Annotated in this window: 21 protein-coding genes, 1 tRNA gene and 1 pseudogene; 14 read left to right on the top strand and 9 right to left on the bottom strand. The window is 75.5% G+C overall.

Annotated elements, in window-relative coordinates; translation table 11 throughout:
* The coding region (locus ACI79R_RS18215) for a DUF488 domain-containing protein (protein WP_456575070.1) at positions 1-639 on the bottom strand (639 nt) is incomplete at its 3' end.
* 89 nt (positions 640-728) lie between these two features.
* Here ACI79R_RS18215 and ACI79R_RS18220 point away from each other — a divergent pair.
* Positions 729-1,319, top strand: a complete 591-nt coding sequence (locus ACI79R_RS18220; protein WP_456575071.1) for an MFS transporter — start codon at positions 729-731, stop codon at positions 1,317-1,319.
* A 36-nt stretch (positions 1,320-1,355) separates the two neighbouring features.
* Entirely contained in the window at positions 1,356-1,904 is a 549-nt protein-coding gene (locus ACI79R_RS18225; RefSeq protein ID WP_456575072.1) for a hypothetical protein, read from the top strand.
* Here the strand turns inward: ACI79R_RS18225 and ACI79R_RS18230 are convergent.
* Complete coding sequence (locus tag ACI79R_RS18230; RefSeq protein WP_456575073.1) at positions 1,885-3,252, bottom strand: amidohydrolase family protein; 1,368 nt, start codon at positions 3,250-3,252, stop codon at positions 1,885-1,887. The genes ACI79R_RS18225 and ACI79R_RS18230 overlap by 20 nt on opposite strands.
* Positions 3,253-3,503: 251 nt before the next feature.
* Here ACI79R_RS18230 and ACI79R_RS18235 point away from each other — a divergent pair, with 251 nt between their 5' ends.
* The 9 genes from ACI79R_RS18235 to ACI79R_RS18275 all read left to right on the top strand — a co-directional run bounded on the left by ACI79R_RS18235 (position 3,504) and on the right by ACI79R_RS18275 (position 14,094).
* The gene (locus ACI79R_RS18235; RefSeq protein WP_456575074.1) at positions 3,504-5,135 is read left to right on the top strand and encodes an ABC transporter permease; all 1,632 of its coding nucleotides are present in this window, start codon (positions 3,504-3,506) and stop codon (positions 5,133-5,135) included.
* Between the two features lie 68 nt (positions 5,136-5,203).
* Positions 5,204-6,226: an ABC transporter substrate-binding protein gene (locus ACI79R_RS18240; RefSeq protein ID WP_456575075.1), complete on the top strand. Its 1,023-nt coding sequence runs from the start codon at positions 5,204-5,206 to the stop codon at positions 6,224-6,226.
* On the top strand, positions 6,223-7,002 hold the full coding sequence (locus ACI79R_RS18245; protein WP_456575076.1) for an ABC transporter ATP-binding protein: 780 nt from the start codon (positions 6,223-6,225) through the stop codon (positions 7,000-7,002). Before ACI79R_RS18240 ends, ACI79R_RS18245 begins: the two co-directional genes overlap by 4 nt.
* Positions 6,999-8,513, top strand: coding sequence for an aldehyde dehydrogenase family protein (locus ACI79R_RS18250; RefSeq protein WP_456575077.1), 1,515 nt, complete (start codon positions 6,999-7,001; stop codon positions 8,511-8,513). Before ACI79R_RS18245 ends, ACI79R_RS18250 begins: the two co-directional genes overlap by 4 nt.
* Positions 8,514-9,881 carry an NtaA/DmoA family FMN-dependent monooxygenase gene (locus ACI79R_RS18255; RefSeq protein ID WP_456575078.1) on the top strand — a complete coding sequence of 456 codons (1,368 nt, stop codon included), beginning with the start codon at positions 8,514-8,516 and terminating at the stop codon, positions 9,879-9,881.
* Between the two features lie 37 nt (positions 9,882-9,918).
* On the top strand, positions 9,919-10,419 hold the full coding sequence (locus tag ACI79R_RS18260; protein ID WP_456575079.1) for a thiamine pyrophosphate-binding protein: 501 nt from the start codon (positions 9,919-9,921) through the stop codon (positions 10,417-10,419).
* Positions 10,416-11,030 carry a thiamine pyrophosphate-dependent enzyme gene (locus tag ACI79R_RS18265; protein ID WP_456575080.1) on the top strand — a complete coding sequence of 205 codons (615 nt, stop codon included), beginning with the start codon at positions 10,416-10,418 and terminating at the stop codon, positions 11,028-11,030. Before ACI79R_RS18260 ends, ACI79R_RS18265 begins: the two co-directional genes overlap by 4 nt.
* Positions 11,030-12,631, top strand: a complete 1,602-nt coding sequence (locus tag ACI79R_RS18270) for a GMC family oxidoreductase (protein WP_456575081.1) — start codon at positions 11,030-11,032, stop codon at positions 12,629-12,631. The genes ACI79R_RS18265 and ACI79R_RS18270 overlap by 1 nt, the downstream gene beginning before the upstream one ends.
* Positions 12,632-12,735: 104 nt before the next feature.
* A complete protein-coding gene (locus ACI79R_RS18275; RefSeq protein ID WP_456575082.1) occupies positions 12,736-14,094 on the top strand; it encodes an 8-oxoguanine deaminase in 1,359 nt (452 codons plus the stop codon).
* Positions 14,095-14,108: 14 nt separating this feature from the next.
* On the opposite strand, the gene ACI79R_RS18280 is transcribed toward ACI79R_RS18275, so the two are convergent.
* The 6 genes and pseudogenes from ACI79R_RS18280 to ACI79R_RS18305 all read right to left on the bottom strand — a co-directional run.
* Entirely contained in the window at positions 14,109-14,459 is a 351-nt protein-coding gene (locus ACI79R_RS18280; RefSeq protein WP_456575083.1) for a hypothetical protein, read from the bottom strand.
* A gap of 30 nt (positions 14,460-14,489) precedes the next feature.
* Complete coding sequence (locus tag ACI79R_RS18285) at positions 14,490-15,302, bottom strand: ABC transporter permease (RefSeq protein ID WP_456575084.1); 813 nt, start codon at positions 15,300-15,302, stop codon at positions 14,490-14,492.
* Positions 15,299-16,216 (bottom strand): ABC transporter ATP-binding protein, encoded by a 918-nt coding sequence (locus ACI79R_RS18290; RefSeq protein ID WP_456575085.1) that lies wholly within the window; start codon positions 16,214-16,216, stop codon positions 15,299-15,301. The genes ACI79R_RS18285 and ACI79R_RS18290 overlap by 4 nt, the downstream gene beginning before the upstream one ends.
* Positions 16,217-16,336: 120 nt before the next feature.
* A complete protein-coding gene (locus ACI79R_RS18295; RefSeq protein WP_456575086.1) occupies positions 16,337-16,870 on the bottom strand; it encodes a hypothetical protein in 534 nt (177 codons plus the stop codon).
* Positions 16,871-16,887: 17 nt separating this feature from the next.
* Complete coding sequence (locus tag ACI79R_RS18300; protein WP_456575087.1) at positions 16,888-17,538, bottom strand: hypothetical protein; 651 nt, start codon at positions 17,536-17,538, stop codon at positions 16,888-16,890.
* A 38-nt stretch (positions 17,539-17,576) separates the two neighbouring features.
* Positions 17,577-17,963 (bottom strand): annotated as a pseudogene (locus ACI79R_RS18305) (FAD-dependent oxidoreductase); the annotation flags it as partial.
* 170 nt (positions 17,964-18,133) lie between these two features.
* Between ACI79R_RS18305 and ACI79R_RS18310 the strand changes: the two are divergent.
* Positions 18,134-18,760 carry a hypothetical protein gene (locus tag ACI79R_RS18310; protein WP_456575088.1) on the top strand — a complete coding sequence of 209 codons (627 nt, stop codon included), beginning with the start codon at positions 18,134-18,136 and terminating at the stop codon, positions 18,758-18,760.
* A gap of 507 nt (positions 18,761-19,267) precedes the next feature.
* On the opposite strand, the gene ACI79R_RS18315 is transcribed toward ACI79R_RS18310, so the two are convergent.
* Positions 19,268-19,340, bottom strand: a tRNA-Lys gene (locus tag ACI79R_RS18315).
* A 210-nt stretch (positions 19,341-19,550) separates the two neighbouring features.
* On the opposite strand from ACI79R_RS18315, the gene ACI79R_RS18320 reads away from it, so the two are divergent.
* Positions 19,551-20,720, top strand: coding sequence for a L,D-transpeptidase (locus tag ACI79R_RS18320; RefSeq protein ID WP_456575089.1), 1,170 nt, complete (start codon positions 19,551-19,553; stop codon positions 20,718-20,720).
* Positions 20,721-20,797: 77 nt separating this feature from the next.
* Positions 20,798-21,193: a hypothetical protein gene (locus ACI79R_RS18325; RefSeq protein ID WP_456575090.1), complete on the top strand. Its 396-nt coding sequence runs from the start codon at positions 20,798-20,800 to the stop codon at positions 21,191-21,193.
* Positions 21,194-21,221: the final 28 nt, after the last annotated feature.

Raw genomic sequence — 21,221 nt, forward strand, 5'->3', positions numbered from 1 at the left:
CCCCCCCCCCCCCCCCCCCCCCCCCCCCCCCCCCCCCCCCCCCCCCCCCCCCCCCCCCCCCCCCCCCCCCCCCCCCCCCCCCCCCCCCCCCCCCCCCCCCCCCCCCCCCCCCCCCCCCCCCCAGGGCCAGCGGACGACGCCGGCCTCGACCACCGCACCGTCCGAGGGCCGGTGCGGGGCCAGCCGGCCTGCGGGCATCAGGTGGCCGACCGGCGTTCCCCGCGCCAGGACGACGACGTCGGCCAGCACCCGGCGGTGGCAGCGCCACCACACGCTCTCGCTGCACATGACCGCGACGGTCGCGCCGGCGGCCTCGGCCAGCACCTCGTCCAGGGCGGCGGTGAACTCCGGCGTCCGGGTGTGCGCGGCGTAGGCGGCGAACTGCGCCACGGTCCACCAGCCGTCGGCGACCGGCTCCCCGGCCGGCAGCCGGCGCCGGCCGCCGAGCCGCTCCTCCCAGCGGTAGCCGATGCCGGCGGCGGGCAGCCACCCGGCCAGCTCCTCCCGGCGGACGTCGGGGTTGCTCCGGCTGCCCGGGAACCGCCGCACGTCGACGACCAGGTCGACCGACGCCGCGGCCAGCCGGGCGCCCAGCTCCGCCCGGCGCTCGGGGCCGTGGCCGACGGTCAGCAGGGGCACGCCGCCGTCCCTACCCCGGCGTCGGGCGCCGACCGCAGGCCGGTCATGCTCGGTGCCCGGGCCGCTCGGGCCCGGGGGAGGCGGTGCGCGTGGACGGCGGGACGACGGGGACCAGGACGTCGCTGCTGGCGCTCCCGGCGATGCGGGCCCTGCTGGGGGTCACCGCCCTCGGCTTCGCCAGCTACTGCCTCACCCTGGGCTCGCTGCCCACCTACGCCGTGCAGGGCGGCGCCGACGCCAGCACCGCCGGCGCGGTGACCGCCGTCTTCCTGGTGCTCACCATCGTCTCCCAGTCCTCGGTGCCCGCGGCCACCGCGCGCTTCGGCACCGGCCCGGTGCTGGTCGCCGGGCTGCTGTGCATCGGCGCGCCCTCCCCGCTCTACGTGCTGACCGACGACCTGGTCGCCCTGTCGGTCATCTCCGCCGTGCGCGGCATCGGCTTCGGGGTGATCACCGTGCTCGGCGCGCTGCTGGCGGCCGCGGTCGCCCCGCCGGAGCGGCGCGGCGAGGCGATCGGCCTCTACGGCCTGGCCATCGCGATCCCCAACCTCGCCGCCGTCCCGGCCGGGGTGGCGCTGGTGCTGGCCGGCCACCCCGGCTGGCTGGCGTGGCTGGCCGCCGCGCCGCTGCTCGGGCTGCCGTTCGTGCGCGCGATGGTGCGCACCACCCGGCGGCCGTAGGGCGCGCCGGCCCCCCGGGGATCCAGCCCCGCCGCGATGGGTGCGGTGCTCGCCCCGTCGGCGGTGCTGCTGGTGGTCACCCTCGCCGGCGGCGGGATCGTCACGTTCGTGCCGATCGAGCGCCCCGACGGCTCGCTGGCCACCGTGGCGCTGCTGGTCTTCGGCGTCACCACCGCGATCGTGCGGTGGCGGGTGGGCGTGGTCGCCGACCGGGTGGGCACCCGCGTGCTCATCCCGGCCTCGCTGCTCCTCTCCGCGGTCGGCATGGCGCTGGTGGCCGCCGGCCTGGACGGTGCGGCGGCGTGGGTGCTCGTCGGCGCCGCGGTCTTCGGCGCGGGCTACGGCGGCGTGCAGAACCTGACCCTGCTCGCCGCCTTCGCCCGCGCCGGGACCGCCGGCGCCACCACCGCCAGCGCCGCGTGGAACGCCTCCTTCGACGCCGGGACGGCGATCGGCGCCCTCGCGCTCGGCTTCGTCGCCGCCGGCATCGGCCTGCCGTGGACGTTCGTGGCCGTCGCCGCCGTCCTCGTGCTGTGCCTGCCCCTGGCGCTGACCGCCGGCCGCGTCAGGCGAACATCCCCCTGAGCTCACCGGCCGCCTCGAGGTACTCGCTGCGGCGGGCGAACAGCCCCGGCACCAGCGCCCGCACCCGGTCGACCAGCTCGCCGAGGTCGGCGGTGAGCAGCCGGCCGTCGCGGACGACCACCTCCCCGGCGACCATCGTCAGGGAGACGTCGCTGCCGCGGACGGCGTGCACCAGGTTGTGGTGCACGTTGGCGTAGGGCCCGTCGGCCAGCAGCGGGGTCATCCGCGGGGTGTCGGAGCGGACGGCGACCAGGTCGGCCTGCTTGCCCGGCTCCAGCGACCCGATCCGGTCGGCCAGCCCCATCGCCGCCGCGCCGCCGCGGGTGGCCATCTGCAGCACCTGCCAGGAGTCCATGGCCGCGGCGTCCATGTCGCGCAGCTTGCCCAGCAGCGAGGCGACCTTCATCTCCTCGAACATGTCGAGGTTGTTGTTCTCCTTCTCGCCGTCGGTGCCCAGCCCGACCGGCACCCCGGCGGCGAGCAGCTCGCGCACCGGCGCCATCCCGCTGGCCAGCTTCATGTTGCTGACCGGGTTGTGCGAGACCCCCACCGTGCCGCGGGCGGCGATCAGGTCGACCTCGCCCTGGTCGAGCCAGACCGCGTGCGCGAGCACCACCCGGGGCGCCTCGAAGAAGCCCAGCTGCTCGAGGGCGTGCATCGGGCGGGCGCCGGTCCGCTGCAGGAAGTCGCCGACCTCGACCTCGGCCTCGCTGCAGTGGGTGTAGAAGCCGGTGTCGTACTCGCGGGCCAGGTCGATCGCCCGCTGCTGGCCGGCGCGGTCGGCGTAGAAGGGGTGCTCCAGGCCGACCCACGGCACGATCCGGCCGCCCGCGGCGCCGGACCACTCGCGCAGCATCCGCTCGTTGTCGGCGAGGGTGTCGAAGTAGTCGTGGTCGGGGTGCGCGCCGACGTAGTTCACCGTCACCAGCCGGTTGCCCAGGGCGGCGGCGGCGCGCGCCGCGCCGTCCATGTACCGCCACATGTCCACGACGGTGGTGGTGCCGGCCAGCAGGCCCTCGGCGTAGCAGAGCCAGGCCGCGGCCTCGGCCTCCTCGGCGCGCAGCACCCGGTGCATCGGGTCGATGTGCAGCCGCAGCCACTCCCACACCGGCAGGTGCTCGGCGGTGCCGCGCAGCAGCCCGGAGTGGTGGTGGGCGTTGACCAGCCCCGGCAGCAGCACGTGCCCGGGCAGGTCGATCCGCTCGGCGCCGGGGTGCTGCGCGGCCAGCTCGGCGGCCGGGCCGACCGCCGTGATCGTGGTGCCGTCGACGAGCACCGCGCCGTCGGGGAGGACCGAGAGCGCGTCGTCCATCGGGACGACGTGATCGGCGGTGACAAGGCGGGGCATGGGTCTCTCCTCGGTCGGGGGCTGTGAATGTAGGGCCGCCCGAGCGCGCTCTCGACCCCCTCGGGAAACCCCCGAGCGGGGGCCGTGGCCCAGGTCACCGAGCGCGGGACGAGCTGGAACGCACCGGAAACGCGCACCTCACGGGGCGGTCACGTCCGCGGCAGAGAGTGCTCCTGCCGCGCCCCTCCCGGACGTCCTCCGGCGGGCGGCCGGCCCACCGAGAGGAGACCGCCCTGCCTCCGCTGCTGCCCGTGACGGACACCGCCCCCGCGGTCGACGAGCGCCCGGCCCCGCCCGCCTCCCCGGCCGGGTCCCGGCTGCGGACCGCCGCCGGGCGGCTCACGCCGCTGACCGGTCCGCTGGCCGTCCTCGCGGTCTGGGAGGTCGCCGGGCGCACGGTGCTGGCCGGCAGCTACGCGCTGCCCGCGCCGACGCAGATCCTGGCCCGCTTCGTCGAGGACGCCTCCTTCGCGCTCCCCAACGTCATGACGACGGCGTCCGAGGCGGCGCAGGGGTGGCTGTGGGGCAACCTGGTCGCGGTCGCCGCGGCGGCGCTGTTCGTGCTGGTCCGCCCGGCCGAGGCGCTGCTGTTCCGGCTGTTCGTGGCGCTGTACTGCCTGCCGATCGTGGCGCTGGCGCCGATCATCGGCGCGGTCCTCTCCGCGCCGCGGGCGCAGATCGTGATCTCCGCGCAGGGCGTCTTCTTCACCACGATGATCGCGGTGCTGCTGGGCCTGCGCAGCGCCTCGACCACCAGCCTCGACCTGGTCCGGGTCTCCGGCGGCGGGCGGCTGCGCCAGCTGCTGCTGGTCCGCGCGCAGGCCGCGCTGCCGTCGCTGTTCAGCGGCCTGCGGATCGCCGCGCCGGCCTCGGTGCTCGGCGCGGTGGTGGGGGAGTACCTGGGCGCCCGGTCGGGCCTCGGCGTGGCGATGGTCTACAGCCAGCAGTCCCTCGACGTGACCCGCACCTGGGCGCTGGCGCTCTACACGACGCTGCTGGCCGCCGCCTTCTACCTGGTCACCGTGCTGGCCGAGCGGCTGCTCGTGCCGTGGATGAACCACCAGACGGGCATCCAGCCGCTGCCGGCGCCGGCCCAGCGCCCGGGCGGGCCGCTGCGCCGCGGCGTCCTCGCCTCGGGCTCGGCGCTGCTGAGCGTGCTGCTGATCCTCGTCGTCTGGCACGTCGGCGTGCTGCTGTCGGGCCTGTCGTCGTACTTCATGAAGACGCCGGTCGACGTCTTCGGGCACCTGTTCACCGACCCGGACGCCGCCGCGCACCGCGCCGAGCTGCTCGCCTCCCTCGGGACCACCGTCCGCGACACCCTGCTCGGCTACCTGTCCGGCACCGTCGCCGCCCTCGTGCTGGCCACCGGGATGGCGGTCAGCCCGGCGGTCCGCCGGATCGTGCTGCCGTTCACCATCGCCATGCGGGCGGTGCCGCTCGTGGCGCTGACCCCGCTGTTCGTGCTGCTCTTCGGCCGCGGCCTGGGCGTCGTCCTCTTCATCGGCGGCCTGGTCACCTGCTTCCCGACCCTGGTCACCGTGGTCACCGCGATGGACCGGACGCCGCCGGCCGGGCGCGACCTGGTCACGGTCAACGGCGGTGGCCGCTGGCAGGCGGCGCTGCGGGTGCTGCTGCCCACCGCGCTGCCGGCGGTCCTCGCCTCCGCCCGGGTGGCCGCGCCCACCGCGATGCTCGGCGCGCTGCTGGCCGAGTGGCTGGCCACCGGCGAGGGGCTGGGCTCGGACATGCTCCGCGCCGCCGCCGGGGCCCAGTTCGACTTCGTCTGGTCCGGCGTCGCCGCCATCACCGGTGTCGCCTTCCTGCTCTACGCGCTGGCCACCGCGGCGGAGTCCGCGGCACTGCGCCGGCTCGGCGGCTGAGCCGCCCCTCCCGAACTCCTCGCGCCGGCGACCGCCGGCGCGTCCCGCACCAGTGAAAGGGAACGCCCATGACCTCCCTCCCCGGGACGCAGCGTCGCCGGCACCGCATCCGGGGCTTCGCCGCGATGCTCCTCGCGGCGGGCCTGGCGGTCAGCGCGTGCGGCGGCGAGTCCGAGGCCGGCGAGCCCTCGGCCGACTCCCCGCAGGAGCTGACCTACCAGCTCGGCTGGCTGCCCACCGTCGAGTGGGGCGCGCACTGGATCGCCGACAGCGAGGGCATCTACGAGGAGGAGGGCGTCGCGTTCGACTGGCTGCCCGGCGGGCCGAACGTCAGCCCCGACACCGTCGTCGCGGCCGGGACGGCGACCGTCGGCAACGCCAGCGCCGAGGTGGTCGCCGCGGCCATCTCCGAGGGCGCCCCGCTCAAGATCATCGGCGCCGGCTTCAAGCGCAGCCCGTTCAGCATCGTCAGCCTCGCCGGCACCCCGATCGAGACGCCCGAGGACATGATCGGCAAGCGGATCGGCGTCGCGGCGGCCAACCAGACGCAGTTCGACCTGTTCCTGGCCATCAACGACATCGACCCCGACGAGCTCACGATCGTGCCGACCCAGTTCGACCCGTCGCCGGTCGCCAACGGCGAGGTCGACGGCCAGGTCGTCTACTCGATCAACGAGCCCGGCCAGCTCAACGTGCAGGGCGTCGAGACCCACACGATGCTCTTCGCCGACTTCGGCTTCGACGTGCTCACCGACGTCTACTTCGCCACCGAGGAGACGATCGAGAGCAACCCGGAGCTGCTCACCGCCTTCCTCCGGGGCACCCAGCGCGGCTGGGAGGCGCTGTTCGAGGACCCGCAGAAGGGCGTCGACCTGACCGTCGACGAGTACGGCAGCGACCAGGGGCTCAACCCCGAGCAGCAGCTGCTCGAGGTGGCCGCGATGCAGGAGCTGGTGCTGCCCGAGGGCGCCGACGAGGCGGTCACCATGACCGACGAGGAGATGCAGGCGACGGTCGACACGATCGCCCAGCTCGGCATCGACATCGGCGTCGAGGACCTCTTCGACACCTCCATCCAGGACGCGCTGTGAGCGCCGGCATCGCGATCTCCGGGCTGACCAAGAGCTTCCGCACCGGCCGCGGCACGGTCGAGGCGATCGGCTCGGTCGACCTCGCCACCCCGCAGGGCTCGTTCATCTCGCTGCTGGGCCCCTCCGGGTGCGGCAAGTCCACGGTGCTGCGGATCCTCGCCGGGCTGGAGGAGCCCACCGCCGGGCAGGTGACCATCGGCGGGCGCACCCCGCACCAGCTGCAGGCGGCGCACTCGATCGGCATCGCCTTCCAGGAGGCGGCGCTGCTGCCGTGGCGGACCATCGCCAAGAACATCCGCTTCCCGCGGGACGTGGCGGGGGAGAAGACCCCCCGCCGGCGGATCGACGAGCTCATCGAGCTGGTCGGCCTGCGCGGCTTCGAGGACGCGCGGCCCTCGCAGCTGTCCGGCGGCATGCGCCAGCGCGCGGCGATCGCCCGCGCGCTGGTCAACGACCCCTCGGTGCTGCTGCTCGACGAGCCGTTCGGCGCGCTGGACGACATGACCCGCCAGCGGCTGAACTTCGAGCTGCAGCGGATCTGGATGGAGTCCCGGCCGACGACGCTGATGGTCACCCACGGCATCGCCGAGGCGGTCCTCCTGTCCGACGTCGTCGCGGTCATGAGCCCCCGGCCGGGCCGCGTGGTCGAGGTGGTCGAGATCGACCTGCCCCGGCCGCGCACGGCGGAGACGCTGCGCTCGCCGCGGTTCCACGAGCTCACCGACCACCTCTCCTCGCTGCTGTTCTCGGCTCCGGTCCCCGCCGGGGTGCGATGAGCGTCGGCATCGGGCCGCTCGGCCTGCGGGACGGCCGGGCCGACGCCTTCCTCGAGGGGCCGGCCAAGGGCCTGCTCATCGACGGGGCCGAGGTGCCGGCCGCCTCGGGGGAGGTGTTCGCCACCGTCGACCCGGCCACGGGGGAGGTGCTGGCGCAGGTGGCACGGGCCGGCGCGGCGGACGCGGCGGCCGCCGTGGCCGGCGCGCGGCGGGCGCTGCACTCCCCGGAGTGGGCCGGGATGACGCCGGCCGCCCGGGCGGCCCTGCTGTGGCGGGTGGCCGACCTGATCGAGGCCAACGCCGACCAGCTGGCCCAGCTGGAGACCCTCGACCAGGGCAAGGCCTGGCGCACCGCCCGGTTCGCCGAGGTGCCGGCGGCGGCCGGCCAGTTCCGCTACTACTCGGGCTGGCCGACCAAGATCCTCGGCCAGACCATCCCGACCTCGCTGGCCCGCACGCCTCCCGGCCGGGAGGTGTTCGCCTACACCCGCCGCGAGCCGGTGGGCGTGGTCGCGGCGATCGTGCCGTGGAACTCGCCGCTGCTCATGGCCGCGATGAAGGTCGCGCCCGCCCTGGCGGCCGGCTGCACCGTCGTCCTGAAGCCGGCCGAGGACACCCCGCTCACCGCGCTGCGGCTGGGCGAGCTCCTCCTCGAGGCGGGCCTGCCGCCCGGGGTGGTCAACGTGCTCCCCGGCTACGGCGCGGAGGTCGGCCAGGCGCTGGTCGACTCGCCCGGCGTGGCCAAGGTGGCCTTCACCGGGTCGACCGCCGTCGGCAAGCAGCTGGTCCGCGCGGCCGGCGGCGACCTCAAGCGGCTCACCCTCGAGCTCGGCGGCAAGTCGCCGGCGATCGTGCTGCCCGACGCCGACGTCGACGCCGCCGTGGAGGGCATCGCCCGCGGCATCTTCGACAACGGCGGGCAGGTCTGCGTGGCCAGCGCGCGGGTGTACGCCCACCGCGACGTCCACGACCGGCTGGTCGAGGGCCTGGCCGCCTACGGCCGCGGGCTGCGGCTGGGCCACGGCCTGGACCCCGAGACCGACCTCGGCCCGCTGGTGAGCGCCGCGCAGGCCGAGCGGGTGAGCGCGTTCGTCACCGAGGGCGTCGCCGAGGGCGTCGAGGTGGTCACCGGGGGCGGCCGGGACGGCGCCCTGGGGACCTTCGTCGAGCCGACCGTGCTCACCGGCGTCCGCTCGGAGATGCGGCTGATGCGGGAGGAGATCTTCGGCCCGGTCGCGGCGGTCATGCCCTTCGACGACCTCGACGAGGTGCTCGACTGGGCCAACGACTCCCGCTACGGGTTGGCGGCCAGCGTCTGGACCGAGGGGCTGAGCAGCGCGCACCGCGTGGCGCGCCGGCTGGAGGCCGGGACGGTGTGGATCAACTGCCACTCCTTCCTGGGCCCCGAGCTGCCCAAGGGCGGCCACAAGGAGTCCGGCTGGGGCTACGAGAACGGCCCGCAGGGCCTGGAGAACTACCTGGAGACCAAGACCGTGGTGGCGGTGATCTGAGTGCCCAAGGCGATCGCGCTCGGCGCGTTCGAGATGATGAACCCCAGCGTCGGGATGCCGACCTGGACCCATCCGCTCGGCAAGGGCGACCGCTACGACTCGGTCGACTACTGGGTGGAGGTCGCCCGGCTGCTGGACGGCGCCGGCTTCGACTTCCTGTTCTTCGCCGACACCTACGGCTATCCGACCGTCGACGGGCAGTTCCCCGACGCCGTCGCCGCGCACGGCATCCAGTTCCCCGGCTTCGACCCGATGCTGATCATCTCGGCGCTGGCCCAGGCCACCGGGTCCCTGGGGTTCGTGCTCACCTCGCCGACCACGGTGGAACGGCCCTACGCCACCTCCCGCCGGTTCGCCAGCCTCGACCACTACACCCGCGGCAGGATCGGCTGGAACATCGTCACCGGCAGCTCCCAGTCGACGACCGACTCGCTGTTCGGCCTGGCCGACGCCAGCACCCACGACGGCCGCTACGACGCCGCCGACGAGTTCGTCGACCTGTGCCTGGCCTTCTGGGAGGGCAGCTGGGAGGACGACGCGCTGGTCCGCGACCGGGCGCGCGACGTCTTCGCCGACCCGGCGAAGCTGCACCGCATCGAGCGCCAGGGGCGGTACTTCTCCGGCTCCGGGGTCTTCGCCGTCCCGCCGTCGGTGCAGCGCAGCCCGGTGCTGTTCCAGGCCGGCACCTCCGGCCGCGGCCGGGCCTTCGCCGCCCGCAACGCCGAGGCGGTGCTCATCCAGGGCCAGTCGATCGCCAAGGCCGGGGAGACCGTCGCCGACATCCGCGCCCAGGCCGTCGCGCACGGCCGGGCCAAGGACGAGATCAAGGTGCTCACCGGGATGACGGTCACCGTCGCCCCGACGCGGGAGGAGGCGCTGGCCAAGCGGGCCGAGCTCGAGGCGCTCTACACGCTCGAGGACGCCGCGGTCATCTTCGCCGGGTTCACCGGCGTCGACCTCACCGCGCTGGACCCCGCCACCCAGCTCACGGACATCCGCAGCGACCAGGGGCAGACGCTCATCGATCGCTTCGTCCGCCCCGGCGCCCCGGTGCCCACGGTGCGCGACGTCCTCGACAGCTTCCGGGTCAAGGCCAACCGCGGCTTCCAGGTGACCGGCTCCCCGGTCGAGGTGGCCGACGAGATCGAGGCGATCGTCGCCGGCAGCGACGTCGACGGGCTGATGCTCGAGCCGACCTTCGGCGGCCCCGAGGTCTACGCGGAGTTCGCCGAGCTCGTGCTGCCGATCCTGCGCGAGCGCGGCCTGTGCGCCGAGCACCCGGCCGGCACCCCGCTGCGCCAGCGGCTCATGGGCACCGGCGGCGGCCGGCTGGCCGACAGCCACCCCGGCGCCCGCTTCCGGCCCTGACCTCCCCGTCCCGAACCCCCGCCAGAGAAGGAGAACCATGCAGGCCCAGGCGGTCGACGCCGTCCTCAGCGGGTTGCGGAAGGCGGGCGTGAGCATCGCGACCTACCTGCCCGACTCGCTGCTCAAGGAGCTGTACCCGGCGCTGGACGCCGCTCCGGACATCCGCACCATCCCGGTCACCAACGAGGGAGAGGGCGCGGCGATCGCCGGCGGCGTCTTCCTCTCCGGCAAGCGCGCCGTGCTGGTCATGGAGAACTCCGGGCTGCGCGCGGCCACCGAGCACCTGGCCCGCATGGGCCTGGGCGCCGGCATCCCGGTCGTCATGATCATGAGCTACCGCGGCGACCTCGGTGAGAACAACTGGTGGGCCATCCCGCACGGCATCACGATGGAGCCGCTGCTCCAGACGCTGCGCATCCCCTACCGGGTGGTGCGCCGGGTCGACGAGATCGAGCGGGCGGTCACCGACGCCTACGACTGGTCCTACAACGCCTACCACCACTCGGCGGTCGTGCTGGCCGGGGAGCTCGTCCGATGAGCATGAGCCGCTACGCCTGCATGGAGCTGCTCGGCGCCCGGCTGTCCGACGCGCTGGTCATCCTGTCCCTCGGCGGGGCCGTGGACGAGTGGTACGACGCCGCACCGCACATGCGGGAGGGGAGCCTGTTCCAGCAGCAGCTGGGTTGCGTGACCGGGGAGGCGCTCGGCCTCGCCGTCGGGCTGCCGCACCGGCAGGTGGTCTCGCTGGACACCGACGGCGGGCTGCTGTTCAACCTGGGCATCCTCGCCACGGTCGGCAACGAGCAGCCGGAGAACCTGTTCATCGTCGTCTGGGACAACGAGCAGTACCAGTCGATCGGCGGCCCGCGCACCCACACGGCGTCCGGGCGGGTGGACCTCGCCGGCATCGCCCGCGCCAGCGGCATCGAGCAGGCGTACACCGTCGACACGCTCGAGGCGTTCGACGAGCACTGCGCCAAGGGCCTGGCGGCGGCCGAGCCCTACGTCGTCGTCGCCAAGACCGACGGGGTGCTCCAGCCGGGGATCCGGCGGAAGCACTCCGACGGCCGGGAGGACAAGTACGTCTTCGTCCGGCACGTCGAGGCGACGGAGGGCATCTCGATCATGGGGCCGAGCGAGCACAACTGATGACGACGTCCCCGACCCGGCCGCTCGCCGCCTCCTACGACCTGGTGGTCGTGGGCGGCGGCGCGGCCGGCTGCGTGCTGGCCGCCCGGCTGTCGGCCGACCCCGCGTGCCGCGTGCTGCTGGTCGAGGCCGGCCCCGGCTCGGAGGGCCTGCCCGAGCTGGTCGACGCCGCCCGCTGGGCCACCCTGCTCGGCGGCCCGTACGACTGGGGCCACGACTACACGCCCACGGAGCTGGTCGACTCCCGGGTCATCGACATCCCGCGCGGCCGGGTGCTCGGCGGGTCCAGCAGCATCAACGCGATGCTCTGGTACCGGGGGCACCCGGCCGACTACGACGCCTGGGAGGCGGCCGGGGCGACCGGCTGGAACTGGGCGACGCTGCTGCCGTACTTCCGGCGCAGCGAGGACTGGGAGGGCGGGGCCTCGGAGTACCGCGGCGCCGGCGGCCCGATGCGGATCGAGACGTCGAGGGCCCCGCACCCGGTGGCCGCCGCGCTGCTGGAGGCCGCCGCGGAGCTCGGCCTGCCGGTGGTCGACGACCCGAACGGGGCGAGCAACGAGGGCGCCGCACTGGCCGCCTTCAACGCCACCACCCGGCCCGACGGGGTGCTCGAGCGGTGGAGCACCGTGCGCGGCTACCTCGAGCCGGTGCTGCACCGGCCCAACCTCACGGTGCTGACCGGCAGCCCGGTCGTCCGCGTGGTCCTCTCCGGCGGGCGGGCCACCGGCGTCGAGCACCTGGTGGACGGCGTCCCGACGGTCACCGGAGCCCACGCCGGGGTGGTGATGACCGCCGGTGCCATCGACTCCGCCCGGCTGCTGCTGCTCTCCGGGATCGGCGACCCCGGCGAGCTCGGTGCCGTCGGCGTGACGCCCCGGGTGCCGCTGCCCGGAGTGGGCCGCAACTACCAGGACCACCCGCTGCTCATGGGCATGAACTTCCGCGCGCGGCAGCCGCTGGGCCCGGTCCGGGACAACGGCGGCGGCAGCATGCTCAACTGGCGCAGCGCGCTGGCCGGCGCCGGCCCCGACCTGCACGCCTTCGTCGTCCAGGGGCCGCACGCCGGCGCCGAGGTCCGCGCCGAGCACGACCTCTCCGGCGAGGTCTTCGCCGTCTCGCCCGGGCTGATGCGCTCCCGCAGCGTCGGGCACGTGCGGCTGCGCTCGGCCGACCCCGCTGCCGCGCTGGAGATCCAGCCGAACTTCCTCGCCGAGCCCGGGGACCTCGAGGCGCTGGTCGAGTCGATCGACACGGTGCTCGACCTCGCCGCGACCGGGCCCTACCGGGCGCTGACCACCGGGCCGGTGTCGCCGGCCGGGCGGCTGGACCGGGCCGGCAAGGTGCGCTTCGTGCGGCGCAGCGTCGCCACGTTCTTCCACTCCTGCGGCACCGCCGCGATGGGGACGGGGGAGGACGCCGTCGTCACCCCGGACCTCGCCGTCCGCGGGGTCGACGGGCTGTGGGTGGCCGATGCCTCGGTGATCCCGGTCATCCCGACCTGCAACACCCAGTGGCCGGTCATCGCCGTCGCCGAGCGCGCCGCCGAACTGGTCGCCGCCGCCACCGGCGCGTCCCTCGTGGGGGCCGCGCACTCCTGACCTGCCCGCTCCCGCTCGCTCCCGCGATGACGATCCCGGCCTCCCGACGAGCCGGGGACAGGGACCCCCTTCCGCCCCCGGTGCGCCGGGAGAACGGAGATCCCATGTCCGCGGACCTGCTGATCCGCAACGCGTCCCACCTCTACCTCGACGCCGGGCTGGAGGTGGCCGGCGGCGGCTGGCTCGCCGTCACCGGCGGCCGGGTGAGCGGCTACGGCGGCTCGGCCGACCCGGCGCCGGAGGCGGCGCGGGTGCTCGACGCCGGCGGCCGGCTGGTGACGCCGGGGCTGGTCAACACCCACCACCACGTCTACCAGAACCTCACCCGCTCGTACGGGCCCGCGGTGAACGGCGACCTGTTCACCTGGCTCACCACGCTGTACCCGATCTGGGCACGGCTGGACGAGGAGGCGGTGTACACCTCCACCTACGTCGGCCTGGCCGAGCTGCTGCTCGGCGGCTGCACGACCTCCACCGACCACCTCTACGTGCACCCCCGGCCGAACCTGGTCGACGCCGAGATCGCCGCGGCGCAGGAGATCGGCTTCCGGTTCGCGCCGACCCGCGGCTCGATGAGCCGCTCGGAGGACGACGGCTACCTGCCGCCGCGCTCGGTGGTGCAGACCGCCGACCAGATCCTCGAGGACTGCGAGCGGGTGGTCGCGAAGTACCACGACCCGAGCCCGGGGGCGATGGTGCGGATCGGGCTGGCGCCGTGCTCGCCGTTCAGCGTGGACGACGGCCTCATGCGGGCCACCGCGGAGATGGCCGAGCGGCTCGACGTCCGGCTGCACACGCACCTGGCCGAGGCCGAGTCGGAGATCGACTTCTGCCGGGAGGTCTACGGGCGCACGCCGGTCGAGCACTTCGAGGACGTCGGCTGGGCCACCGGCCGGTCGTGGGTGGCGCACTTCGCCTACCCGAGCGACGCCGAGGCCCAGCGGCTGGCCCGCGCCGGGGTGGGGGTGGCGCACTGCCCGAGCTCGAACATGCTGCACTGCGGCGCGACGGCGAAGGTGCAGCAGTACCGCGGCTGGGGCGGGCCGGTGGGCCTGGGCTGCGACGGCTCGGCGTCGACCGACGCGGCCTCCCTGTGGATGGAGGCGCGCGCCGCGCTGCTGGTCGGCCGGCTGCTGGGCGGCCCGCCGTCGATGACCGCCCGCGATGCGCTCGACGTCGGCACCCGCGGCTCGGCCCGCTGCCTGGGCTGGGACGACGAGATCGGCCACCTGCGCGTCGGCGCGGCCGCCGACCTCGTGGTCTGGGACCTCGACCCGGTCTCCCTCGCCGGCGCGCACAGCGACCCGGTGGAGGCGCTGCTGCGCTGCGGCCCGGCGCGGGCGTGGACGACCACGGTCGCCGGGCGGGTGCTGGTCGACCAGGGCCGGCTCACGCTGCCGGCGCTGGAGGAGCAGCTGCGGGTGCACGACCGGGTGTCGCGGGCGATGCAGCGCCCGCTCTGACCTCCTCGCCCGCCCTATGCCTGGCCCGCGACGGCGTCGGCGGCGGCCTGCAGCTGCCGCAGCAGCTGCACCTCCTCGCCGGCCCGGCGCAGCCAGGTCCGCAGCCCGGCGGGGTCGTTGCGGTTGGCGTCGCGCAGCGTGCCCAGCCGCACCTGGCGGGTGTTGGCCTGGGCGCGCTGCGCGGGCGGCAGGCCGCGGGCCGCGGCGCGGGCGACGGCGGTGATGCCGGCGCCGAGGAACACCAGCTCCCGCACCTCGGTGAGCTCCTCGAGCAGGGCGGCGGCGGCCGGCTCGTCGGTGTCCAGGAGGCGCAGGAACTCCTCGGCGCGCTGGCGGCCGGCGGTGGCGTCGTCGGGGGTGGTCACCCCTCCACTGTCGCACCGCCGGCCGCGGGCTCAGGCGTCCCGCCGGGAGAAGGCCACCCACGCGACCCCGAGCAGCACCGCCACCTCGGCGGCGAACACGGCGAACCCGGGCCACGGGTCCAGCAGCTGCGGGTTGAACGACACCGGCGTGGCCACCGCCGACCCGGCGTTGCCCGGCAGCAGCTTGGCCACCCACTCGCCCCACTCGCCGGGCAGCAGGAAGGCGGTGCTGCCCACGACGAAGACGACGGCGAGCACGATCGACAGCGCCGCGGCGGTGTGCCGCACCAGCAGCCCGGCGGCCATGGCGAGCAGGCCCAGTCCGGCCATGTACAGCCCGCTGCCCAGCAGCGACCGCAGCACGCCGTCGTCCGACAGCGACAGGCCGATGCCCTCGGCCGACAGGAACGCGTTGCCGCCCAGGAAGCCGGCGACGGCGGTGACGGTGCCGGCCACGAAGAGCGTGCCGGTCAGCACGATCGCCTTGGCGGCCAGCACCGCCCCGCGCCGCGGCACCGCGGCCAGGGTCGCGCGGATCATCCCGGTGCCGTACTCGGCGGTGACCACGAGCGTGCCCAGCACGATGGCGGTCACCTGCGCGAACATCAGCCCCCAGGTCACGAACGCCGCCGGCGACTCGTCGGCCTCGCTGCTGGCCAGCCATCCGGCGCTGGTGGCGCAGACCAGCACGGTCAGCCCGGCACCGAGGGCGAACAGGGCGACCACCGACCAGGTGGTGGAGCGCACCGACCAGAACTTGACCCACTCGGCGCGCAGCACGTCGGGGAAGCCCGGCCGCCGCGCGGCGACGGGCGAGGTGCGGACGGCGGTGGCGGCGGTCATCGGGCAGCTCCGGCGGGGGTGGCGCCGTACTCGACGCTGTCGGCGGTCAGGGACATGAAGGCGTCCTCGAGCGAGGACCGGACGAGGGTGAGCTCGTGCAGGTGCAGCCCGTGCGCGCCGACCAGGTCGCCGACCGCGGCGGTGTCCATGCCCTGCACCCGCAGCTCGTCGCCGGCGACGGTCACCTCGGCGCCGGCGCGGCGCAGCACGTCGACCACGGCGGTCGCGTGCGGGCTGCGCACCCGCACGGAGGAGGTGGCGTGCCGGGCGATGAAGTCGGTCATCGGGCAGTCGGCGAGCACCCGGCCGCGGCCGATGACGACCAGGTGGTCGGCGGTCAGCGCCATCTCCGACATCAGGTGGCTGGACAGGAAGACGGTGCGGCCCTCGGCGGCCAGGTCGCGGGCCAGGGTGCGCACCCACCGGATGCCCTCGGGGTCCAGGCCGTTGACCGGCTCGTCGAGGACGACGACCGGCGGGTCGCCGAGCAGCGCGACGGCGATGCCCAGCCGCTGGCCCATGCCGAGGGAGAACCGGCCGACCCGCTGCCCGGCCACCGCCTCCAGCCCGACGAGGCCGAGGACCTCCTCGACCCGGGCGGCCGGGATGGCGTTGCTCGCGGCCAGCCAGCGCAGGTGGCCGCGCGCCGAGCGCCCGGGGTGCACCGCGCGCGCCTCCAGCAGCGCGCCGACCTCCCGCAGTGGTGCGGGGGAGTCCTGGTAGCGGCGGCCGCCGACGGTGACGGTGCCCGAGGTGGGCCGGTCCAGGCCGAGGACCATGCGCATGGTGGTGGACTTCCCGGCGCCGTTCGGGCCGAGGAAGCCGGTGACCCGGCCGGGCTCGACGGTGAACGAGACGCCGTCGACGGCGAGCCGGGAGCCGTAGGACTTGGTGAGGGCGGAGGCGACGATCACGGGGTGACCGCCTCGTGCGCCGGCGGGATGCTCATGGCCGTCGATGCTGTCGGCGGGCACCCGCCCCCCACATCGGGGAGCGCCCGGAACGCACCCTGATCCGACCCCGAGGACCTCCGGTCAGCCGCCCCGCGGCAGGCCCAGCGCGGCGGCGATCGTGGCGGCCGAGCGCTCCGGCGGGCTCGCGTCGGTGTCGACCACCAGCTCGGCCGGCACGGCGAGGCCCGCGGCGGGGACCAGGGAGCGGAGGACGCCGACGTCGGTGAGCTTGCCGAACGCCGTCCGGTCCGGGGCGGCCAGCCGGGCCTCCTGGACGGCCGGCGAGACGGCCAGCTCGACGAAGCGAACCCGCCCCCCGGCCTGCTCCACGGTGCGCCGTACGCGGTCGGGGAAGCCGGCCGGCACCGTGGGCTCGGGCGCGAAGGTGAACACCAGCGACCGCCCGGCGCCGGCGGCGGTGGCGAAGGTGCGCAGCCAGAACTCCTCGCGCAGCGCCACGAACTCCGGGCTGCCGAACGGGAAGACGGCCAGGAGCGCGTCGACGACCAGGTGGTTGTGGAACAGCGGCAGGCCGGTCAGCGCGGCGAGGGCGCGGCCGGTGGTGAGCTTGCCCGAGGCGATCGGGCCGGACAGGAAGACCAGCTGCGCGGGCACGCCGGCAGCCTGCCCGATCAGGCGGCGCGGCGGGTGACCGGGCGCAGCAGCCGCCGCAGCTCCCGCGCGGCGGCCTGCCCGGCCCGGTTGGCGCCGATCGTGCTGGCCGAGGGGCCGTAGCCGACCAGGTGCAGCCGCGGCTCCCCGGCGACGTGCGTGCCCTCCAGCCGGATGCCACCCCCGGGGGCACGCAGGTGCAGCGGGGCGAGGTGGGCGACGGCGGCGCGGAAGCCGGTGGCCCACAGGATGGCGTCGGCGCGGACGAACCGGCCGTCGTCCCAGGCGACGCCGTCCGGGGTGATCCGGTCGAACACCGGCAACCGGTCGAGGACGCCGCGCTCGCGGGCGGCGCGCACCCACGGGGTGACCACCAGCCCGGTGTTGCTCACCACGCTGCCCGGTGACCGGCCCTCCCGCACCGCCGCCTCGACGCGGGCCACGGCCGCCCGGCCCTCGGCCTCTCCGAACGGGCCCTCCCGCCAGACCGGCGGCCGGCGGGTGACCCAGGTGGTCGCGGCGACCTCGGCGATCTCGCCGAGCAGCTGCACCGCCGAGGCGCCGCCGCCGACCACGACCACGGACTGTCCCGTGAACTCCGCGGCGCTGCGGTAGTCGACGGTGTGCAGCTGGCGGCCGGCGAAGGTCTCCTGGCCGGGATAGCGGGGCACGAACGGGCGGTCCAGGTGCCGGTGGCGTTGACGACCGCGCGCGCGGTCCAGCCGCCGTCGTCGGAGTCGACGGCGAACCGGCCGTCCCCGGTACGGCGCACGGCCCGCACGCGCACCGGCCGGTGCACCGGCAGCGCCAGGCGCCGCTCGTACTCGGCGAAGTAGGCCGGCACCGCCTCGGCGGCGGGCAGCCCCTCGGCCGCGGGCCGGAACGGCAGGCCGGGCAGGTCGTGCACGCGGTGGGTCGTGCCGACGGTCAGCGAGGGCCACCGGTGCCGCCAGGCCCCGCCGGGGCCGTCGTCCCCGTCGAGGACGACGAACTCCTGCTCGGGCGCGAAGCCCTGCCGGGCGAGGGAGGCGGCGGTGGCGAGGCCGGCCTGGCCGGCACCGATCACGACGACGTCGACCTCGCGGGCACCGCTCACACCGGCTGAACACCGCCGGTGCGACCCGGCTTCCCGGCCCCGCTCCGGGCGTCGACGCAGGTCGGCGCATCTTGCGCCGTTCTTGCGGTTGCCTGGCGGGGCGCCTGCGGTTGGGCCGCCAGAGTCCTCTGTGTCGCCGGGAACGCCGGCGCGAGACGAGGAGGACCGCAGTGAGCAACCAGATCGCCCGGCGCGCCGACCGGACCCGCACCCGCGGCCGGATCGCGGCCTCCGTGGCCGTCCTGGGTGTCGCCGGGGCCGTCGCCGGTCTCGCCACCTACGGCACGTTCACCGACAGCACGGCGCCGGTGGTGACCACGACCGGCACGGGGGTGGTCTCCATCGACCTCACCAAGGCCGCCGGCGCGGCGTCGCTGTCGCTGTTCAGCAACGGCAGCTTCCTGGCCGGCGACTCGGAGAGCTCGCCGATCGACCTGGTCAACGACGGGTCCGCGGCGCTCGCCCGGGTCTCGCTGGCCTCGACGGCGACCACGTCCAGCGCGCTGGACGCCGACCCGGTCAACGGCCTGCAGCTCACCGTCCGCGACTGCTCGGTCGCGTGGAGCGGCTCGGCCGGCGCGTGGAGCTGCGGCGGCACGGTGACGACCGTCTACTCCGGCCGGGTCCTGCTGGACCAGGCGCTGCCGGTGACCGACAGCCTCCAGCCCGGCGGGGTCGACCACCTGCTGCTCACCGCGACGCTCCCGGCGGGCGCCAGCGACGAGGCGGTGGCCGGCGCACGCAGCGCACTCGACTTCACCTTCACGGCGGTCCAGCGGGACGGCCAGGCGAGGTGACCTGACGCGCCCCTCGCGGGCCCGGACGACCAGCACCTCCGATGCACGGGGGGACGGAGTGGCTGGCCGGGGGACCGGGCCCGCGGGGAGCGGAACACGACCGGCCGTCGCGGCCACGGGGGGACGCGGCGGCCGGGCGAGGGGGAGCGGACCCGGCGACGGGTCCGTGCACGAGGGGCTGGTGTGCCCTGCGGTCGTCCGGGGGGACGGGGCACGCCGGTCCACGGGGGAACGACCGGTGCCCCGCGGCCACGGGGGGACGCGGGCACCGGTGCACACGGGGGAGGGACCCGGCGACGGGTTCCGCACGACAGCCGGTGGACCCGCGGACGTCCGGGGGGACGGGGACGCCGGCGCACGGGGGGAACGCGAGGGGCCGGTGCGCAGCAGCGCACCGGCCCCTCCGCGCGTGCGGTGTGGCGAACGTCTCGCCGCCCGGCCGCGGCGCGGGCCCCGGAAACGCCGGACGGCCCCGCCCTGGGGGCGGAGCCGTCGAGTGGGAGTGGGTGCGCCATCAGGGACTCGAACCCCGAACCCGCTGATTAAGAGTCAGCTGCTCTGCCAATTGAGCTAATGGCGCGTGTCGCCCGGTGCGACCCGGCGACGGGGGAGAACGATACCAGCGCCGCGGCGACCGCCGACGGGCCCCCCGCGACCGCGGGAGCGGCGGCCGTCCCGGTTCCGGTTCCGGCGTGGACACTGGGGCCCGACGAGAGCCCCGGGGCGCGCGCGGGTGCAGCGGGGGATGCGAGGGGAGTCGGACCGGATGCGACGGACAGCCGCGGTGGCCATGGCAGGAGCGCTCCTGCTGCTGGCGGGGTGCCAGGACGACGGGGGATCGGGCGGCAGCCCGTCCGGCGGGGCACCGACCGAGGCCGACGCCGCGCCCGCCAGCGTCACGGTCTCCCCGGCCGACGGCTCGGCCGACGTCTCGCCCGTCGTCCCGCTGGAGATCACCGTCGACGGCGGCGAGCTCGGCGAGGTCACCCTGGTCGACGCGGCCGGCGCCCCGGTGCCCGGCTCGGTGGCCGACTCGCCGGAGGACCCCGCGGTCGACGTCTGGACGCCGGAGGCCGACCTGGCCTGGGGCACCACCTACACGCTGACCGCGACCGCGGTGAACGCCGACGACGAGCAGACCGAGGCCTCGAGCACCTTCACCACGGTCACCCCGGGCACCGTCTCCACGCCGTCCATCGGCCCGCTCGACGGCCAGACCGTCGGCGTGGGCATGCCGATCCGCGTGTACTTCGACGAGCCGGTCGCCGACCAGGCCGCCGTCGAGAGCCACCTGCTGGTCACCAGCTCCACCCCTACCGACGGCGTCTGGAGCTGGCTCAGCGACACCGAGGTGCACTTCCGCCCGTCGACCTACTGGCCGGCCAACATCGACGTCACCCTGGAGGCCGACCTCTACGGCGTCTCCTTCGGCGACGGGATCTGGGGCGAGAAGGACCGCACGGTCTCCTTCCACGTCGGCGACAAGCACGTCTCGATCGCCGACGCCGGCACCCACCGGATGCAGGTCTACGAGAACGACCAGCTGGTGCAGGACTACCCGATCAGCGCGGGCAGCCCCGACAACCCGAGCCACAACGGCGTCCACGTGGTGACCGAGCTCAACCGGAACCGGGTCATGGACTCCAGCACCTACGGCGTGCCCGTGGACGCCCCCGGCGGCTACCGGACGCCGGTCGAGTACGCCGTCCGCATCTCCAACAACGGCGAGTTCGTGCACGCCGCCCCGTGGTCGGTCGCGCAGCAGGGCAACAGCAACGTCTCCCACGGCTGCATCAACATGTCGACCGACCGGGCGGCCTGGTTCTTCGACTTCAGCCTCCCCGGCGACATCGTCGAGATCCGCAACTCCGTCGGCCCCGACCTCGGCCCGGCCGACGGCGACATCTACGACTGGACCATCCCCTGGGAGCAGTGGCAGGCCGGCAGCGCGCTGAAGTGAGCGCCTGACCGGCGGCGTTTCCCCCGGTGCGCGCGCGGGAACCTCCCGGGTCCCTGTCGCACACCATGGAGGACGCCGTGGACACCTGGGTCATCGTGCTGATCGTCGTCGCCGTGGTGGTGCTCCTGGCGCTGCTGGCGCTGGCGCTCGCCAAGCGCAACCGCATCGGCGCCGCCCGCAAGCGGGAGCAGGCGCGCGAGCACCTGCAGGAGGCGCAGCTGCGCGGCGTGCAGGCCGACAAGGAGCGCGCGGCGGCCGAGGAGCAGGCCGCCCGGGCCCGCCGCGAGCGCGCCGAGGCCCTCGAGCGGACCGCGCTGGAGGAGCAGCAGGCCCAGCAGCGCGCGGCCGCCGCGCACGAGCACGCCACGGCCGCCGAGCAGCTGCGGGCCAGGGCCGAGAAGCTGGCCCCCGGCCTCGCCGACGAGCACGCCACCCGGCAGCAGCACCCGGAGGGCGGCGCCTCCCGGCGATGAGTTCGGCCGTCCCGGCCGGTCTGTAGGT

Source organism: Blastococcus sp. SYSU D00820, assembly GCF_054050695.1.

Bases quoted from the DNA above. Each gene is read 5' to 3' on its own strand.
- ACI79R_RS18225 (WP_456575072.1), top strand. From the start codon at position 1,356: ATGGGTGCGGTGCTCGCCCCGTCGGCGGTGCTGCTGGTGGTCACCCTC.
- ACI79R_RS18230 (WP_456575073.1), bottom strand. From the start codon at position 3,252: ATGCCCCGCCTTGTCACCGCCGATCACGTCGTCCCGATGGACGACGCG.
- ACI79R_RS18240 (WP_456575075.1), top strand. From the start codon at position 5,204: ATGACCTCCCTCCCCGGGACGCAGCGTCGCCGGCACCGCATCCGGGGC.
- ACI79R_RS18250 (WP_456575077.1), top strand. From the start codon at position 6,999: ATGAGCGTCGGCATCGGGCCGCTCGGCCTGCGGGACGGCCGGGCCGAC.
- ACI79R_RS18260 (WP_456575079.1), top strand. From the start codon at position 9,919: ATGCAGGCCCAGGCGGTCGACGCCGTCCTCAGCGGGTTGCGGAAGGCG.
- ACI79R_RS18265 (WP_456575080.1), top strand. From the start codon at position 10,416: ATGAGCATGAGCCGCTACGCCTGCATGGAGCTGCTCGGCGCCCGGCTG.
- ACI79R_RS18270 (WP_456575081.1), top strand. From the start codon at position 11,030: ATGACGACGTCCCCGACCCGGCCGCTCGCCGCCTCCTACGACCTGGTG.
- ACI79R_RS18275 (WP_456575082.1), top strand. From the start codon at position 12,736: ATGTCCGCGGACCTGCTGATCCGCAACGCGTCCCACCTCTACCTCGAC.
- ACI79R_RS18285 (WP_456575084.1), bottom strand. From the start codon at position 15,302: ATGACCGCCGCCACCGCCGTCCGCACCTCGCCCGTCGCCGCGCGGCGG.
- ACI79R_RS18320 (WP_456575089.1), top strand. From the start codon at position 19,551: ATGGCAGGAGCGCTCCTGCTGCTGGCGGGGTGCCAGGACGACGGGGGA.